Annotated in this window: 14 protein-coding genes; 6 read left to right on the top strand and 8 right to left on the bottom strand. The window is 73.9% G+C overall.

From position 1 onward, the window contains the following. The first annotated feature begins 141 nt into the window (after positions 1-141). On the top strand, positions 142-2,304 hold the full coding sequence (locus AB0I41_RS17055) for an elongation factor G-like protein EF-G2 (protein ID WP_357107913.1): 2,163 nt from the start codon (positions 142-144) through the stop codon (positions 2,302-2,304). Between the two features lie 122 nt (positions 2,305-2,426). Here the strand turns inward: AB0I41_RS17055 and AB0I41_RS17050 are convergent, their stop codons facing one another. Together AB0I41_RS17050 and AB0I41_RS17045 are read right to left on the bottom strand one after the other, a co-directional pair. Continuing rightward, positions 2,427-2,924, bottom strand: a complete 498-nt coding sequence (locus AB0I41_RS17050) for an aldo/keto reductase (protein ID WP_357107910.1) — start codon at positions 2,922-2,924, stop codon at positions 2,427-2,429. Positions 2,925-3,005: 81 nt separating this feature from the next. Further along, positions 3,006-3,431, bottom strand: coding sequence for an aldo/keto reductase (locus tag AB0I41_RS17045; RefSeq protein WP_357107979.1), 426 nt, complete (start codon positions 3,429-3,431; stop codon positions 3,006-3,008). A gap of 121 nt (positions 3,432-3,552) precedes the next feature. On the opposite strand from AB0I41_RS17045, the gene AB0I41_RS17040 reads away from it, so the two are divergent. Further along, positions 3,553-4,062 (top strand): hypothetical protein, encoded by a 510-nt coding sequence (locus AB0I41_RS17040; protein WP_357107909.1) that lies wholly within the window; start codon positions 3,553-3,555, stop codon positions 4,060-4,062. A 10-nt stretch (positions 4,063-4,072) separates the two neighbouring features. On the opposite strand, the gene AB0I41_RS17035 is transcribed toward AB0I41_RS17040, so the two are convergent. The 3 genes from AB0I41_RS17035 to thrS all read right to left on the bottom strand — a co-directional run bounded on the left by AB0I41_RS17035 (position 4,073) and on the right by thrS (position 7,406). Further along, positions 4,073-4,720, bottom strand: a complete 648-nt coding sequence (locus tag AB0I41_RS17035) for a hypothetical protein (protein WP_357107906.1) — start codon at positions 4,718-4,720, stop codon at positions 4,073-4,075. Positions 4,721-4,747: 27 nt separating this feature from the next. Continuing rightward, a complete protein-coding gene (locus tag AB0I41_RS17030) occupies positions 4,748-5,260 on the bottom strand; it encodes an HIT domain-containing protein (protein WP_357107977.1) in 513 nt (170 codons plus the stop codon). 139 nt (positions 5,261-5,399) lie between these two features. Then, positions 5,400-7,406 carry a threonine--tRNA ligase gene (thrS, locus tag AB0I41_RS17025; protein ID WP_357107903.1) on the bottom strand — a complete coding sequence of 669 codons (2,007 nt, stop codon included), beginning with the start codon at positions 7,404-7,406 and terminating at the stop codon, positions 5,400-5,402. Between the two features lie 103 nt (positions 7,407-7,509). On the opposite strand from thrS, the gene AB0I41_RS17020 reads away from it, so the two are divergent. Beyond that, entirely contained in the window at positions 7,510-7,638 is a 129-nt protein-coding gene (locus tag AB0I41_RS17020; RefSeq protein ID WP_357107900.1) for a hypothetical protein, read from the top strand. A 2-nt stretch (positions 7,639-7,640) separates the two neighbouring features. On the opposite strand, the gene AB0I41_RS17015 is transcribed toward AB0I41_RS17020, so the two are convergent. Then, on the bottom strand, positions 7,641-8,561 hold the full coding sequence (locus tag AB0I41_RS17015; protein ID WP_357107898.1) for an ADP-ribosylglycohydrolase family protein: 921 nt from the start codon (positions 8,559-8,561) through the stop codon (positions 7,641-7,643). Between the two features lie 73 nt (positions 8,562-8,634). On the opposite strand from AB0I41_RS17015, the gene AB0I41_RS17010 reads away from it, so the two are divergent. Together AB0I41_RS17010 and AB0I41_RS17005 are read left to right on the top strand one after the other, a co-directional pair. Continuing rightward, positions 8,635-9,324 carry a response regulator transcription factor gene (locus AB0I41_RS17010; protein WP_357107895.1) on the top strand — a complete coding sequence of 230 codons (690 nt, stop codon included), beginning with the start codon at positions 8,635-8,637 and terminating at the stop codon, positions 9,322-9,324. 29 nt (positions 9,325-9,353) lie between these two features. Continuing rightward, positions 9,354-10,757, top strand: coding sequence for a HAMP domain-containing sensor histidine kinase (locus AB0I41_RS17005; protein WP_357107892.1), 1,404 nt, complete (start codon positions 9,354-9,356; stop codon positions 10,755-10,757). A gap of 361 nt (positions 10,758-11,118) precedes the next feature. Here the strand turns inward: AB0I41_RS17005 and AB0I41_RS17000 are convergent, their stop codons facing one another. Continuing rightward, positions 11,119-12,144, bottom strand: coding sequence for an adenosine deaminase (locus AB0I41_RS17000; RefSeq protein ID WP_357107889.1), 1,026 nt, complete (start codon positions 12,142-12,144; stop codon positions 11,119-11,121). Next, positions 12,141-12,935, bottom strand: coding sequence for a trans-aconitate 2-methyltransferase (locus AB0I41_RS16995; protein ID WP_357107886.1), 795 nt, complete (start codon positions 12,933-12,935; stop codon positions 12,141-12,143). The genes AB0I41_RS17000 and AB0I41_RS16995 overlap by 4 nt, the downstream gene beginning before the upstream one ends. 85 nt (positions 12,936-13,020) lie before the next feature. On the opposite strand from AB0I41_RS16995, the gene AB0I41_RS16990 reads away from it, so the two are divergent. Continuing rightward, on the top strand, positions 13,021-13,161 hold the full coding sequence (locus AB0I41_RS16990) for a hypothetical protein (protein WP_357107883.1): 141 nt from the start codon (positions 13,021-13,023) through the stop codon (positions 13,159-13,161). The last annotated feature ends 44 nt before the right edge of the window (positions 13,162-13,205 follow it).

Genomic DNA, 13,205 nt, shown 5'->3' with positions numbered 1-13,205 from the left:
GAGCCAGCTCACCGACCCACCCGTCTGAGTACCCGTCGTCCAGGAGAGCACCGGAGGATATCGCCGCGGCACCCGCCCGGGCCCGCTTCCCCGTCGCGCGCGGCGGTCGCCACCAACCACGGCTGAGGGAGGTGCGCCGCGATGGCGCAGAAGAACCAGGAGAAGGGTGTCACCGGCGCGGCGCCGGTGGTGACCGAGCCCGGCAGGGTTCGCAACGTGGTGCTCGTCGGGCACTCCGGGGCGGGCAAGACGACCCTGGTCGAGGCGCTGCTCACGACCAGCGGCACGATCGGCCGGGCCGGCAGCGTCGCCGACGGCACGACCGTCTGCGACCACGACCCGGCGGCGGTACGCCAGCAGCGCTCGGTGAGCCTGGCCTGCGCCCCGCTGCTGCACCAGGGGGTCAAGGTCAACCTCCTGGACACCCCCGGGTACGGCGACTTCGTCGGCGAGTTGCGGGCTGGCCTGCGGGCCGCCGACGCGGCGCTGTTCGTGGTCTCCGCGGCCGACGGGATGGACATGGCCACCGCCGCCCTGTGGGAGGAGTGCGCCGCGGTGGACATGCCGCGGGCCGTCGCGGTCTCCCGGCTGGACCACCCGCGCGCCGACTTCGACGAGGCGGTGGCGCTGTGCCAGCGGGTCTTCGGCGACAACGTGCTTCCGCTCTACCTGCCGATGCTCGGCGACGACGGCGAGTCGGTGGCCGGCCTGATGGGGCTGATCACCCGCCGGGTCTTCGACTACTCCGCCGGGCTGCCCGCCGCGGTCCGCGAGCCGGACCCGGAGCACCTGCCGGCGATCCTGGAGGCCCGCGACGAACTGATCGAGGGGGTCATCGCCGAGAGCGAGGACGAGACCCTGATGGACCGCTACGTCGGCGGCGAGGAGATCGACACCGAGGTGCTGATCACCGACCTGGAGAAGGCGGTCGCCCGGGGCCACTTCTACCCGGTGGTGCCGGTCTGTGCGGAGACCGGCGTCGGCCTGGACGTGCTGCTGGACGGACTGGTCGCCGCCTTCCCGTCCCCGCTGGAGCACGAGGTGCCCGCGGTCACCGGGGTGGACGGCTCGCCCCGGCCGCCGCTGAGCTGCGACCCGGACGGCCCGCTGGTCGCCGAGGTGGTCAAGACGACCGTCGACCGGCACGTCGGCCGGGTCTCGCTGGTGCGGGTCTTCTCCGGCACGCTCCGCCCCGACCAGGTGGTGCACGTCTCCGGGCACGGCATGGCCGAGCGCGGGCACCCCGACCACGACGCCGACGAGCGGGTCGGGCACGTCTACACCCCGCTGGGCGCGACGCTGCGCGAGGTGGGCGCCTGCGTGGCGGGCGACCTCTGCGCGATCACCAAGTCGGGCAGCGCGGAGACCGGCGACACCATCTCCGCCAGGGAGGAGCCGCTGCTCGTCGCCCCGTGGGCGATGCCCGAGCCGCTGCTGCCGGTGGCGATCGTGGCGAAGAGCCGGGCCGACGAGGACGCCCTGGCCCGCAACCTGGGCCGGCTGGTCGCCGGCGACCCGACGCTGCGCCTGGAGCGCAACCCGGAGACCCACCAGCTGGTGCTCTGGTGCATGGGCGAGGCACACGCCGACGTGGTGCTCGACCGGCTGCGCAGCGGCGGGGTGGAGTTGGAGACCGAACCGGTCCGGGTGGCGCTGCGCGAGACGCTGACCGTCGGCGCCCGGGGCCACGGCCGGCACGTCAAGCAGTCCGGCGGCCACGGCCAGTACGCCGTCTGCGACATCGAGGTGGAGCCCTTGCCGCGCGGCGCCGGCTTCGAGTTCGTCGACCGGGTGGTCGGCGGGGCCGTCCCGCACAACTACATCCCCTCCGTCGAGAAGGGCGTCCGGGCGCAGATGGAACGCGGCCTGGTCGCCGGCCACCCGGTGGTGGACCTGCGGGTGACCCTCGTCGACGGCAAGGCGCACAGCGTCGACTCCTCCGACGCGGCGTTCCAGACCGCCGGCGCCCTCGCGCTGCGCGACGCCGCCGAGCAGGGGCAGCCGGCGCTGCTGGAGCCGGTGGACGAGGTGGAGATCCGGGTGCCCGGCGGCTCGCTCGGCGCGGTGATGGGCGACCTGTCCGGTCGGCGCGGCCGGGTGCTCGGCACCGAGCCGGACCCGGACGCCGAGGGGCGCACCCTGGTCCGGGCCGAGGTGCCCGCCACCGAACTGCTCCGGTACGCGGTCGAGCTGCGCTCGATGACCTCCGGCACCGGCACGTTCCGCCGCGAGTTCGCCCGCTACGACCCGATGCCCGCCCACCTGGCCGAACAAGCCCACAAGGAACACACCACCCGCCCCTGACCCTCCCCTCCCCCTCCCCTCGCCAGCCGCGCACTTTCAGAGAAAGAGTGTTCATTCCCCGCCGGATGGCCACTCCTTCTCTGAAAGTGCGCGGATCTTGGGGGTGGGGGGTGGGGGTGGGGTTAGGGGCGGGCGGCGGGGGTGGGGGGCATCGGCCAGTGGGGGCGGTCGGCGTCGCGGAGGGCCGCCGTGCGCAAGGCAGCGAGCTGGCGTTCCACCTCGGCGAAATGGTCCGACGCGAGCGGGCCCAGGCGCAGGGCGGCGGCGTTCTCCTCGACCTGAGCCACCGTGCGGCAGCCGGGAATCGGCACCGTCCGGCCGCTGCGCGCCCAGATCCAGCCCAGCGCCCCCTGGGCCAACGTCCGGCCGTCGGCGGTCAGCGCGCCCCGCACGTCGGTCACCCGGCGCAGCCATTCCGGCGCCGGCCGCCCGCCGCGGAACCACTCCAGCCAGGTCGGCGCGACGCCGCGTACGTCGTCGGGAGGCAGCGTGGACCCGGGGGTGTACTTGCCGGTGAGCAGCCCCATCCCGAGCGGGCCACGGTTGACGCTGGCCAGGTCGTACTTGTCGCAGACGGCCAGCATCGCCGGGGTGTCCCGGAGCACGGAGAGGCTGACCAATTTGATTGAGAATCCTTAGTGATCATAGAATGATCGTGTCGAATTTCTTCGACTGTCGAAGGCTGCGAAGCGTCTCGGTGTTCACCCCGCGACGCTTCGTCTTTGGGCTGACTTGGGGAAGATTCCGGTGACGTGGGTCGGCGGCAGATCACCCAGGTGCAGCTGGTAGAGGTCGATCCGGTCGGTGTCCAGCCGGCGCAGCGAGTCGGTGACCGCCCGGCGCAGATACGCCGGTGAGGTGTCCTCACCGGTGGCCTGGCGGGTGCGCTCGTCGAAGGTGTAGCCCCACTTGGTGGCGATCACGGCCTCGTCCCGCCGGCCGGCGAGTGCCCGGCCGAGGACCCGCTCGCCGTGCCCGGCCCCGTACGTGTCGGCGGTGTCGAAGAGGGTCACGCCGAGGTCGAGCGCCCGGCGTACGGCCCGGACGGACTCCTCGTCGTCGACCCTGCCCCAGCCCAGGGGCCGGGTGCCCTCGGCCCAGGGGCCACCGATCGCCCAGCAGCCCATGCCGAGGGCGCTGGCCTCGATGCCGCTGCGGCCCAACGTCCGCGTCACTGCCATCGCCGCATCCTGTCACCTCGACCGGGTTGAAGGGCGGGAACGTCACCCGTCGTGCATGATCGACCACATGAGACGGCTGGGCGTGGACGTGGGCGGTGTGATCATCGAGCGGAGCGACGGGGACGAGGACACCTCGTTCTTCGGCGACAACTATCTGCGTACGCCCCCGCTGGACGGGGTGTTCGAGGCGCTGGCCGAGGTGGTCCCGCTCTTCGACGAGGCGTACGTGGTGTCGAAGTGCAGCGAGCCGACCGAGCGGCGGACCCGGGAGTGGCTGACCGACCACGACTTCCACGCCCGTACCGGGATCGGCCCGGAGCGGCTGCGGTTCTGCCGTACCCGGCCGGAGAAGGGGCCGATCGCCGCGCGGCTGGGGCTGACCCACTTCGTCGACGATCGGCTGGAGGTGCTGGGCCATCTGGACACGGTGCCGCACCGGTACCTGCTGCGGCCCCGGCAGGACGAGGTCGACGCGTACGCGGCGCTGCTGCCCGGCGTGCACCGGGTGGAGAGCTGGCCGGAACTGGTGGCCCGGGTCGTCGCCGGTGGTGCGGGGGCCACCGCGGACCGGCGGTGACCGACCGGGGTCAGCGCCGGGTGGCGTACGCCAGCGGCAGCGGGGTGGGCTGACCGTCCCAGGCACCGGTCAGCGTGGCGTCGGCGGGCACGCCACCGGCCGGCCCACCGGGATCGCCGGGGCGGCGGACGACCGCGAGCTCGACGGTGTCGGTCACGATGAGCGCCCGGTCGGCGTCCACCACCCGGCGGGGCGCGCCCATGTCGGGCAGGTCGGCGGTCCGGGCACCGACGGTGTCGATGGTCATCGAGGGAACGCGCCGCTCCCGGACGCCGTCGACCTCGAAGTACTCCTCCGCCTGGCCGGTCCCGGCGAGGACGGCGGCGGCCAGGCACGCGGCGTAGACCGGGTCCCCGCAGGCGTCGTACACCCAGCGCCGCCCGAGCACCGAGTGCTCGGTGGTGCCGACCAGCCAGCCGTCGGCGCCGTCCAGCGGTGCGTCGCGGTAGGTCAGCGGAACCTGGTGGACCGGCCCGTCCCCGGCCCGGACGAGGATCGTCTCGATCCCGACCGCGCCGGCCGGGTCGTCGAACCGGTAGGCCGCCACCCGCACCGCCTCGGTGCCGGCCGGCCCGTGGTACCAGGGACGGCCGGGGAGCCACTGCGCCAGCAGTTCGAGCTTGGTGGGACGCATCGTCGCGCGGTGCAGCAGGGCCATGCACAAGATCATAGAGCGCGCGGACGGTCAGGCCGGCCAGGCCTTGGCGAGCAGCTCGCGGCTGTCGGCGAGCAGCTGGGGCAGAACCTTCGTCCGGCCGATCACCGGCATGAAGTTGGCGTCGCCACCCCACCGCGGCACCACGTGCTGGTGCAGGTGCGCGGCGATGCCGGCGCCGGCCACCCCGCCCTGGTTCATCCCGAGGTTGAACCCGTGCGCGCTGCTGACCTGGCGGACCACCCGCATCGCGGTCTGGGTGAACACGGCCAGCTCGACCGTCTCCGCCGGGTCGAGCTCGGTGTAGTCGGCCACGTGCCGGTACGGGCAGACCAGCAGGTGACCAGGGTTGTACGGGTAGAGGTTGAGCACCACGAAGACGTGCTCGCCCCGGGCCACGACCAGGCTCTCCTCGGCCGAAAGCCCGGGGGCCAGGCAGAACGGGCAGCCGGTGGGCTTCTCGTAGCCGCCCTCGGGCCGGTCGTCACCGGAGATGTAGGTCATCCGGTGCGGCGTCCAGAGCCGGTCCAGCCCGTCCGCCAAGCCGTTGTCCGCGCCGTCGTGGAAGTGCCGCTCCGCCCCAGTCACATCGCCGATCCTACGGTCACCGCAGCGGATCCCACCCGTCCGGACCGGCCGGCCAGGGCCGCGGGGTGAGCCGCGCGGTTTCCTTCGGGGAGTGTCAGCTCTCGGCGGACGGCCCGGAGTTGGCGCGGGAGCTGACCACGTCCAGCACGTGCGTGACCGCCTCGGCCATCGGCACGCCGTTGCGCTGCGAGCCGTCCCGGTAGCGGAAGGAGACGGTGCCGGCGGCCACGTCGTCGTCGCCGGCGATCACCATGAACGGGATCTTCTGCTGCTGGGCAGTGCGGATCTTCTTCTGCATCCGGTCGTCACCCGCGTCGACCTGGGCCCGGATGCCCTCGGCGCGCAGCGCGGCGACGAAGCCGTGCAGGTAGTCGGTGTGGTCCTCGCGGATCGGGATGCCGACCACCTGCACCGGCGCCAGCCAGGCCGGGAACGCGCCGGCGTAGTGCTCGGTGAGCACGCCGAAGAAGCGCTCGATCGAGCCGAAGAGCGCCCGGTGGATCATCACCGGCCGCTGCCGGCTGCCGTCGGCGGCCTGGTACTCCAGGCCGAACCGGGCCGGTTGGTTGAAGTCGACCTGGATGGTGGACATCTGCCAGGTCCGGCCGATGGCGTCCCTGGCCTGCACCGAGATCTTCGGGCCGTAGAAGGCCGCGCCGCCCGGGTCCGGCACCAGGTCCAGCCCGGAGGACTCGGCGGCGGTGCGCAGCGCCTCGGTCGCCTCCGCCCAGTCCTCGTCGCTGCCGATGAACTTCGGCGAGTCGTCCCGGGTGGACAGCTCCAGGTAGAAGTCGTCCAGGCCGTAGTCACGCAGCAGGTCGAGCACGAACGTCAGCAGGGTGGACAGCTCACCCGGCATCTGCTCCCGGGTGCAGTAGATGTGCGAGTCGTCCTGCGTGAGGCCGCGCACCCGGGTCAGGCCGTGCACCACGCCCGACTTCTCGTACCGGTAGACCGTGCCGAACTCGAACAGCCGCAGCGGCAGCTCCCGGTAGGACCGCCCACGCGCCCTGAAGATCAGGTTGTGCATCGGGCAGTTCATCGCCTTGAGGTAGTAGTCCGCACCCTCCAACTGCATGGGCGGGAACATCGTGTCGGCGTAGTAGGGCAGGTGACCGGAGGTCTCGAAGAGCTGTGCCTTGGTGATGTGCGGGGTGTTGACGAACTCGTACCCGGCCGCCTCGTGCCGGCGGCGCGAGTAGTTCTCCATCTCCCGGCGGATGATGCCGCCCTTGGGGTGGAAGACCGCCAGGCCGGAGCCGATCTCGTCGGGGAAGCTGAACAGGTCGAGGTCCGCGCCGAGCTTGCGGTGGTCGCGCCGGGCGGCCTCCTCCAGCAGCTTCAGGTACGCCTTGAGCTCGTCCCGGGTCGGCCACGCCGTGCCGTACACCCGCTGCAGCTGCGGGTTCTTCTCCGAGCCGCGCCAGTAGGCGGCGGCCGAGCGCATCAGCTTGAACGCGCCGATCAGCCGGGTGTTCGGCAGGTGCGGCCCACGGCACAGGTCCGACCAGCAGACCTTGTCCTCGTTCGCGGCGAGGTTGTCGTAGATGGTCAGCTCGCCGCCGCCCACCTCCATCACCTGGGAGGAGTCCAGCCCCTCCCCCTTGACGTCGATCAGCTCCAGCTTGAACGGCTCGGCGGCCAGCTCGGCCTTCGCCTCGTCGAGGCTGCGGAACCGGCGGCGGCGGAACCGCTGGCCGGACTTGATGATCTCCTGCATCCGCTTCTCGAGCTTGCCCAGGTCGTCGGGCTGGAACGGCTTGTCGACGGCGAAGTCGTAGTAGAAGCCGTTCTCGATGGGCGGGCCGATGCCGAGCCTGGCCTCCGGGAAGACGTCCTGCACGGCCTGGGCGAGCACGTGCGCGGTGGAGTGCCGCAGCACGTTGAGCCCGTCCGGCGAGTCGAGGGTGACCGGCTCGACGCTGGTCTCCTCGGCCGGCTTCCAGTCGAGGTCGCGCAGCTGGCCCTGCGGGTCGCGGACCACCACGATCGCCTTCGGCCCGGCCACGGGCAGCCCGGCCGCGGCCACCGCGTCGGCCGCCGTCGTCCCGGCGGCGACGACGACGGGGTCGGCCACGACGGGGGTACGGGGTGCGGACACGGTGACTCCTCAGCTGCAGACGGTACGGATGGTGCCGGTTCCGGCTCCTGCGATGCTATCGGTCGCCCCTTTCCGCCCGGCCGTCGGGAAAGGATGGGACCCGGTGTCCGCCCGCGCGGCGGCGGACGACGGCGACGGCGACCAGCCCGAGGGCGACCCGTCGACGCAGGAGCAGCCCGACGGCGAGCGCTCGGCCGCCGGCGTCCCGGGCGAACCGGTGGGGTCGCGCTGAGGTCAGCGCACCCAGTCGGGCAGCGGCTCCCGCGCCGCCAGCCAGCCGTCCGGTATCCCGCCGGGCGTGCCGACCCCGGTGTGGGCGGACACGATCGCGCCGACGATCGCGGCGGTGGTGTCGACGTCCCCGCCCGCCTCGACGCAGGCCCGGATCGCCGCCGGGTAGTCGTCGAGGTGGGTGGCGGCGACCCAGAGGGTGAACGCCACGGTGTCCTGGGCGGTGACCCCGGCGCCGTTGCCGAGCGCCTCGACGACCTCCGGCAGGCCCCGGCCGAGCAGCCCGGCGGCGCGGCGTACCCGGCGGTGGACCTCGGCGGCGGGGTCCAGCGTGGCGGCGACCGCGGCGAGCAGCCGGGCCGGGTCGGGTCGGTCGCCGTCCAGGCGGGCCCGGGCGGCGAGCGCGGCGGCGACGGCCACCGCGACCGCGCCGGCGATCCCCTCGGGGTGGGCGTGGGTGACCTCGGCGGACGCGCGGGCCTGCGCCGCCGCCCGGGTGGTGGAGTCGGCGAACCAGGCGCCGAGCGGGCCGACCCGCATCGCCGCGCCGTTACCGCAGGAACCCTGCCCGTCGAACGCGGACGCGGCGGCCACCGGCCAGGGCGTGCCGGTGCGGATCAGTCGCAGGATCACCACGGCCCCGGGGCCGTATCCCCGGTACGGCTCACAGCGCTCGGCGAAGGCGAGCGCGAGCCGGTCCCGGTCGATGTCACCGTGCTCGGCGAGCTCGGCGACGACCGAGCAGGCCATCTCGGTGTCGTCGGTCCACCGCCAGGGCGGCGGCGGAAGGCGTCCGGCCGCCATGTCGTCCGGGCGCCGGCCCGGGACGAAGAACTGCGATCCCAGGGCGTCACCGACGGACAGGCCGGTGAGACTGTCCCGGGCCAGGGCCAGCCGGGTGTCGGGAAACAGCGTGAACGTCATCGTCGTGTCAGCTTGCCCCGTCGGCGGGCACGCCGCAACGCGATCAACTTGCCCCGGGCAGTACGGTGCTGACGTGGCCACCGTACTCCTGGTCGAAGACGACCACGTCGTACGCGGCGCGATGCTGCGTTCCCTCAGCGAGCGGGGGCACGCGGTGCACGCGGTCGGCACGGCGCTGGACGCGTTGCGCCGGGTCGCCGCCGAGACCCCCGACCTCGTCGTACTCGACCTCGGCCTGCCCGACCTGGACGGCTCGGACGCGCTGCGGATGCTGCGCGGCATCACCGACGTCCCGATCATCATCGCCACCGCCCGCGACGACGAGCAGTCGGTGGTCCGGCTGCTGCGGGCCGGCGCGGACGACTACATGGTCAAGCCGTTCACCGGCGCCCACCTCGACGCCCGGATCACCACCGTGCTGCGCCGGGTGGGCCGGGCCAGCCGTACGGTGCAGCCGGCGGTGCATACGGTGGGCGGCCTGCGGGTGGACGTGGGTGAGCGCAGCGCGGTGCTCGACGGGGGGCCGCTGGCGCTGACCCGCAAGGAATTCGACCTGCTGGCGTATCTCGCCGCACGACCCGGCCGGGTAGTGTCCCGGCGGGAGCTCTTGGAGGAGGTATGGCGGCAGCCGTCGGTCGGCGAGGATCAGACCATCGACGTTCACCTCTACTGGCTCCGCCGCAAAATGGGCGAGTCCGCGGCGAAGCCGCGTTACCTGCGCACCGTGCGGGGGGTGGGCTTCCGGCTGGTGGCCCCGGACTGAGGCTGGCGCTGGCCTACCTCACGGCCGGCATGTGCGCGCTGGTCGCGCTGGCGTTCCTGGTTCCGCTCGGAGTGAGCCTGCGCGACGACGTCCGCGACGAGGCGCTGGCCGACGCGGCACGGCGCAGCGCGCTGGTCACCGGGGCGCTCGCGGTCAGCACCGAACCGGCGGCCGTGCGGCGGGCCGTCGAGGCCGGCGGGGACGACCCGGCCACCCGGCCGGTGGTGCACGGACTCGGCGGGGACGAGACCGCCGGTCGGGCCTCCGAGGCGGACCTGCAGCGGGCCCGCGCCGAGCAGCGGTCGGTGGTCACCGACGTCCCCGGCGGGGCGTTGCGGCTGGACCCGGTGGTGCTCGACGACAAGGTCGCCGTGGTGGAGGTCTTCGTCCCCGCGGCCGACCTCGACGAGGACTCCGGCGGCACCTGGCTGCTGCTGACCGCCGTCGCCGTGGCCCTGGTCGGGGCCGCCGTGATCGTGGTGGACCGGGTCGCGGCCCGGGCGGTCGACTCCACCCGGGGGCTGGTGAAGGCCGCCCTGGCCGTCGGCGACGGCGACCTGGGAGTCCGGGTCGAGCCGAGCGGCCCACGGGAGCTGGCCGAGGCCGGGTACGCGTTCAACCGGATGGCCGACCGGATGGCCGCCTCTCGCACGGACGAACGGGAGCTGGTGGCGGACCTGTCGCACCGGCTGCGGACCCCGCTGACGGTGTTGCGGCTGGACGCCGAGGGGCTGGACTCCGACGACACCAGCGTCGGCTCGTTCACCCCGGCGGAGCTGGACCGGCGCCGTGCGATCCGCCGGATCCGGCAGGCGATCGTCACCCTGGAGGGCGAGATCGACGTGCTGATCAAGACCACCCGCAAGGCGGTGGCGCACGAGGCCGGGCCGGCGGAGTGCGACGTCAGCGAGGTGGTCCGGGACCGGATGGTGTTCTGGGCGGCGCTGGCCGGCGACCAGAACCGGCCGCACCGGGTCAGCGGCGCCCAGCTGCGCATCCCGGCGCCGGTGCCCCGCGCCGAGCTGGCCGCCGCGCTGGACGCGGTGATCGGCAACGTGTTCCGTTACACCCCGCAGGGGACGGCGTTCGAGGTGGCGGTCTCCCGCCGGGACGGGTACGTGGCGATCCGGATCGACGACGCCGGGCCGGGCATCACCGACCCGGACCGGGCGCTGCGCCGGGGCACCAGCGACCAGGGCTCCACCGGGCTGGGGCTGGACATCGCCAAGCGGGTGGCGTTGCAGGCCAACGGTTCGGTGAGCATCGACCGGGCCCGGCTGGGCGGGGCCAGCGTGGTGATGCTGCTGGCCGACCCGGAGGCGACGCCCCGGCAGGTCAACCGCTTCGGGCTGGTCGGCCGGAGGGCCCGGGAGGCCCGGGAGCAGAAGACCGGCGGGCGCCGGTGGTCCCGGCAGCGCCCCTCCGACGACTGACCCCAACGGCCGGGTGCGCCCCTTCGGCGGCCGTTCCGCCGGGGACGGGGGCTACCGCGCCCCGACGGCGAGGCGGACGGGCCCTGTCTGTGGGGCGGCGCAGGTCTTCCTTAGATCCGGGTTAACGCGGGCGGCACACCGGCCGCGTCCTGTCAGCATCAGTGAGAACCCATCAGCTCCACCGGTCTGTCGCCCCTGACAACTGCCGGCCGGTGGAGCCCGAGCCGCGGCGGGGGCACGGTCCCCCACACCCGCCCCCGCCGCGCGCCCACCTCTCACCGGCCCGACAGTCGTGAGGTGACCCGATGAGCCCGTCCGTCAGCCGGCTGCTCCGGCCAGCGTGACCCGGCCGCGCGCCCGCTCAGCGCGTCGCGGCCGCCGACCAGGCGTCGATCTCGGCGCTGATCCGGGCCTTCTCCGCCGGCTCGAGGAACGAGGCGGTCACCGCGTCCCGGGCCAGCCCGGCCAGCCCGTCCGGGCCGAGGTCGAGCAGCCGGGCGGCCACCGCGTACTCGTCGTTCAGGGTGGTGCCGAACATCGGCGGGTCGTCGGAGTTGACGGTGACCAGCACGCCCGCGTCGACCAGCCGCCGCAGCGGGTGCTCGGAGAGGTGCGCCACGGCCCGGGTACGGACGTTGGAGGTCGGGCAGACCTCCAGGGCGATCCGGTGCTCGGCCAGGTACGCCAGCAGCTCCGGGTCCTCGGCGGCGGAGATGCCGTGGCCGATCCGCTCGGCGCCCAGGTCGCGCAGGGCGTCCCAGACCGTCTGCGGGCCGGTGGTCTCGCCCGCGTGCGGCACCGAGCGCAGCCCGGCCGCCCGGGCCTGGTCGAAGTACGGCTTGAACTGCGGCCGGGGCACCCCGACCTCCGGTCCGCCGAGGCCGAAGCTGATCAGCCCGTCCGGCCGCTGGTCCAGGGCGATCCGCAGGGTCTCCTCGGCCGCCGGCAGCCCGGCCTCGCCCGGGATGTCGAAGCACCAGCGCAGCGCGATGCCGAAGTCGGCCTCGGCCCGCTTGCGGGCGTCCTCGATCGCCTCGCAGAACGCCGGGGCGGGGATGCCACGGCGCACGTGCGAGTACGGGGTGACGGTCAGCTCGGCGTACCGGACCTGCTGGCGGGCCAGCTCGCGGGCGACCTCGTGGGTGAGGATCCAGACGTCCTCCGGGTCCCGGATCAGGTCCACGACGCTGAGGTAGACCTCGATGAAGTGGGCGAAGTCGCGGAACGCGAAGTAGTCGGCGAGCGCCTCCGGGTCCGCCGGGACCGGGCTGCGCCCCTCGTGCCGGGCGGCCAGCTCGGCGACGATCCGGGGCGAGGCGGAGCCGACGTGGTGCACGTGCAGCTCCACCTTGGGCAGTCCGGCGATGAAGGTGGGCAGGTCGGTCACAGGTTCTCCTCTGCACGGGCGCCGGTGCGGGCGACCACGAAGATCCGGCGGAACGGAAAGTACACCTGACCCTGCCGCACCGGGTACGCCTCGGCGAGGCGTACGCCCAGCTCGGCCCGGAAGTCCGCCCAGCCGGCGGCGTCCAGCGCGGCCCGGACCGGACGCAGCGCCGTGCCCTCCATCCAGGCCAGCACCGGGTGGTCGGCGGCGGTCTCGGCCGGCAGCAGGTGCACGTAGACAGTCTCCCAGGCGTCGACCGCGCAGCCGGCGGCGGCCAGCGACGCGGCGTAGCCGACGGCGTCGTCGACCGGGGTGTCGCGCAGCAGCGGCGCCAGCGTGGCGGCCCAGCGGTCCCGGCGGGCGACCTCGCGCAACGCCCGGTGCGAGGGGGCGTCGAAGTTGCCGGGGACCTGGAACGCCAGCCACGCGCCGGCCGGCAGCTCGCGGGCCCAGCGGATGAGCAGTTCCCGATGGTCGGGCACCCACTGCAGCACGGCGTTGCAGACGACCACGTCGACGTCGGGCGCGGGCCGCCAGTCCCGGACGTCACCGACGGTGAACTCGACCGGGGCGTCCAGGGCGGCGGCCCGGGCGATCATCTCCGGGGACGAGTCGACGCCGCGGACCTCAGCGTCCGGCCAGCGGGCGGCGAGGGCGGCGGTCAGGGTGCCGGGCCCGCAGCCGAGGTCGACCACGGTGCGCGGCCGGTCGGCCGGCACGCGGGCGACGAGGTCGTGGAACGGTCGGGACCGTTCGTCGCCGTAGCGCAGGTAGGTCGTCGGGTCCCACATCGCAGCCTCCAAACCGTACGTACGTCTTGGTGCGACCCTACGGCCCGCGCCGCGGCCCGGCAAGGCGATCACTAGGCTGGGTCGGATGGAACAGCGCAGCTTGGACCGGCTCGGCCGGCGGGTGGGTGTGGTCGACCTCGGCGCCTGGCAGCTCGGCGCCGACTGGGGCCAGGTCAGCGCGGTCTACGACGAACTGGTACGGCCCCCGGTGCACGACCGGTGGTGAGCCGCGCCGGGGGCGGTGCTCGCGTACCGCCCGGTCGGGCCGCA

Origin of the sequence: Micromonospora sp. NPDC050200, from assembly GCF_040656135.1 — a bacterium.
Taxonomy (GTDB): domain Bacteria; phylum Actinomycetota; class Actinomycetes; order Mycobacteriales; family Micromonosporaceae; genus Micromonospora.
This window is presented reverse-complemented; position numbering and strand designations above follow the sequence as displayed.